The organism is Chitinophaga sp. (assembly GCF_035564935.1).
In the GTDB taxonomy this organism is placed as follows: domain Bacteria; phylum Bacteroidota; class Bacteroidia; order Chitinophagales; family Chitinophagaceae; genus Chitinophaga.
On the sequence record NZ_DATMTE010001136.1, the window covers coordinates 1 to 3,553 of the forward strand.

Annotated in this window: 3 protein-coding genes and 1 pseudogene; all 4 read left to right on the forward strand. The window is 48.4% G+C overall.

What is annotated here, in order from left to right:
• Positions 1-370, forward strand: a 370-nt coding sequence (locus tag VN105_RS29405; RefSeq protein ID WP_325647008.1) for a RagB/SusD family nutrient uptake outer membrane protein, incomplete at its 5' end; no start/stop codon positions are given.
• 11 nt (positions 371-381) lie between these two features.
• Entirely contained in the window at positions 382-1,611 is a 1,230-nt protein-coding gene (locus VN105_RS29410) for a YdcF family protein (RefSeq protein ID WP_325647010.1), read from the forward strand.
• Between the two features lie 45 nt (positions 1,612-1,656).
• Complete coding sequence (locus tag VN105_RS29415) at positions 1,657-3,243, forward strand: endonuclease/exonuclease/phosphatase family protein (protein WP_325647012.1); 1,587 nt, start codon at positions 1,657-1,659, stop codon at positions 3,241-3,243.
• Positions 3,244-3,299: 56 nt separating this feature from the next.
• A pseudogene (locus VN105_RS29420) lies at positions 3,300-3,553 on the forward strand (N-acetylmuramic acid 6-phosphate etherase); the annotation flags it as partial.

The following is a 3,553-nucleotide window of genomic DNA, read 5'->3' on the forward strand; positions in this document are numbered from 1 at the left end:
ACGCCGCATAGAGCTGGCCATGGAAGGATTCCGGTTTAATGACCTGATGCGCTGGAAAGAAGGACATCTGCTGGCAGAAGTTTTTTATGGCGCTTATTATCCCGCAAAAGGAACCTATGATCTTGACGGCGATGGGAAGAACGATGTAGCTATTGTGGATGCGAAACCTTCTCCTTCCGTACCGGGATTACAATACTTTGTGCTGCAGCCGGACAAGGCGTTGAGCGAAGGCGACAAAGGAAAGATCATCGTTCACAGTAAAGTGGCGAAAATATTTGATGAAGAAAAGGATTACCTGTATCCGCTTCCCATCAGTGAATTACAACTGAACCCGCAATTGAAGCAAAATAATAAATGGCCTGAACAATAGAAATATATACTATGATAAACTTTAGATACCGGTTATGGCTATACGTTGTAGTATGCATGCTGTTATTATCTGCAGCAGTTCCGAAGGGAGATCCGGCCGTATTGCGGAGCAAGTTATTTTACCTGCCGGTTCAGCTGGATGCGCATGCCGGTACGCTGGCTGCATTAACGAACGACAAGACATTGCAGCAATTCAGCGATTCCTACCGTGAACGCGTGCAGCGGGCCCGCAGGGAATGCGGTAGCATGGCCTGTTACGCGGCGGCATTGCGCCTGCGGCAGGAAGAAGTGCAGCAGGCCGGTGACCGCCTGGTGGCACATTGCATGAATGGAAATGACATGGAAAAAGTGCTGCAGGCAATAAAGGCAGCGGGATACTACAATAAGGATACTACGCTTGCCGATACTGCACTGCTACGCTTTGCATGGGAGCAAACCGCAGCCGGTATGAACTACATCTTTGATACCTATCTCGCAGGTAAGCCGCCACGGTATCCCACCATTGATTCTATTTCTTTCAATGTAAATGATCCTGTTTTCAGATCGGCTGTTGAGAAGATGCTGAACAAGCAGTTGAAAAAACGGGTTGCTTCCCGGTCATTTTACGCATTGCCGGTGGAGCTGGCAATAGATGTACTGCTGATCAACGGTCGCGATGAAGCTGCGCGCTATGAACCGCTGACAGCGGGGCAGAATGTCGGGGCCTATGCCGCCATTGCCCATACTGCGTGGGCAAAATATCCCTACACCGCACTGCTGGTACCGGGTTTCGGACCGGATTCGCCAGGTGTGCACATTGATCACCGCTCAATTGCAAGATGTAAAATGGCGGCGGAAAGATTCAACCGCAAAATGGCGCCCTTTATCATCGTGTCTGGCGGACATGTGTACCCTCACCGCACGCCATATAGCGAAGCAGTGGAAATGAAAAAATACCTGGTGCAGGAGCTGCATATACCCGAAGCGGCCATCATCATAGAACCTCACGCCCGGCATACCACAACAAACATGCGGAATGCAGGAAGACTGATGTACCGCTTCAACATGCCACTGGATAAACCCGCCCTGGTGGTAACAGATACGGCGCAGATACAAATGATCGCCAACCTTGATAAACGCTGTATAAGAGAGCTGGGGATAGTGCCTTACCGGGATGTAAAGATCCTGAATCAGCATGAAGCCACATTTTATCCTGTGGCGCATTGTTTTTACATCAACGTATTGGATGTTTTGGATCCATGATCAAATATTGGGAGGATTGGTTTTTATCAACTCAAAATCTTTACAATGAAACAAACAATTCATCAATCAATTATTTTACTGGTATGCTTTTGCAGCGCCGGTATATTATTGTCCTGCGCTAAAGTAAAGGAACAGAAAGATCCGATCCAGGGGGCCAACCTGCAAACTAATACACAGGCATCTTCCCTGGCAGATGTGAAAGTAATGACCTATAATGTTCATGCGGGTATCGGGATAGACGGCGTTTACAACCTGCAGCGCATCGCAGATGTTATCAGAAATTCCGGGGCTGAGGTGGTATCGTTGAACGAGATCCATAAGAACTATGAAGCTACCACTAATTACGACGACCAGGTAGCATGGCTGGCCAGTGAGCTGGGGATGTACTCCGCATTTCAGAAAACCACCTGGAAATCTGCTACTACCGCATCCGGCAACAAGGAACGGCAATTTGGGCATGCTATCCTGAGTAAATACCCGATTGAAGTGCTCAATACCCGGTTGTATGATGCATATGGTACCCACTACTACGGCCTGCTGGAAACGCGTATCGTGATTAACGGGCAGCCAATGTTATTCTATGTAACGCACCTGGCAACAGATACCGCACTCTTACGATTGCAGCGGCAGCAGCTGAGGGTATGGATGGATGAAACTTACGGTACCAAAATATTGTTGGGCGACCTGAATGCCATTCCTTCCAATGAGAATATACAAGCCATTAAAGAAACGATGGTAGACGCCTTTGAGAGCCAGCCCAATGCGTATTCATTTAAATCGAGTAATCCTACTGTCCGCATTGATTATATCCTGGGCACTTCCAATATCACCTTCAGCAACAGCCAGGTAATATCCACCCAGGCTTCTGATCATTTCCCCATTGTAAGCGATGTATCGGTAGGCGCTTCTAAACTGAAGCTGATGCAATACAATATCAAACATGGTGAAGGAACGGATGGTGTGGTAGACCTGCAAAGGATCGCGAATGTTATCCGTAGCTCCGGGGCGCATGTGGTAGTGCTGAATGAGGTGGACAGGAATTATGACGCACGCAGCAACTATGTGGATCAAATGGTATGGCTGGCCAATGAGCTGGGCATGTATTACGAGTTCCAGAAAACCACCTGGAAATCTGCTATCCCGGCATCCGGCAACAAGGAGCGACAATTCGGGCATGGGATACTGAGTAAGTATCCTATCGGGGATACCTCTATGCAGGGAAGATGGATCTATACAGATTACACCACGCATTACATGGGGTTGCTGAAAGTACGCGTGAGTGTGAATGCCAATCCGCTGTATGTGTATATTACGAACCTGGGCAGCACGGCAGCCGAACGCCTGTCGCAGGCACAGGAAGTCATGTCGTTTATCAATCCACCCAACCACACCTGGAAGGTATTTGCCGGAACCTTCAGTGATGTGCCGGGCAGTGCACCTATTAACACCGTGCTTACCAGTTTTACGGATGTTTTTGCGGGACAAACCGCTTACACTTTTCCTGCCAATGCGCCAGCCTCGCGGGTGGATTATATTTTCGTGAAAAGCCCGGTAGCAGCCGGCAATGCAGCCGTTATTTCCTCGCAGGCATCCACCCATCTGCCCATTGTTTGTGATATTGAAATGCAGTAAAACAACCTATTCCATTTTAATGAAGAATTGATACACTAATAGATAAAACCATGAACATGTTAAAAGTAACAGAAGAGCCTTCCAGGTACAGGCATCTTGAGAAAATGGCCATTGAAGAGATCACTGCCAGCATTAACCAGGAAGACAAGCTGGTGGCGCTGGCGGTGGAAAAAGCGCTGCCACAGCTGAACCCGTTGATCCATGCTGTAGTGAACAAGCTGCGGAAGGGCGGAAAGTTGTTCTATCTTGGAGCTGGAAGCGGTGGCCGTTTGTCGGTGCTGGATGTAATTGAAATGCCTACCACCTATGG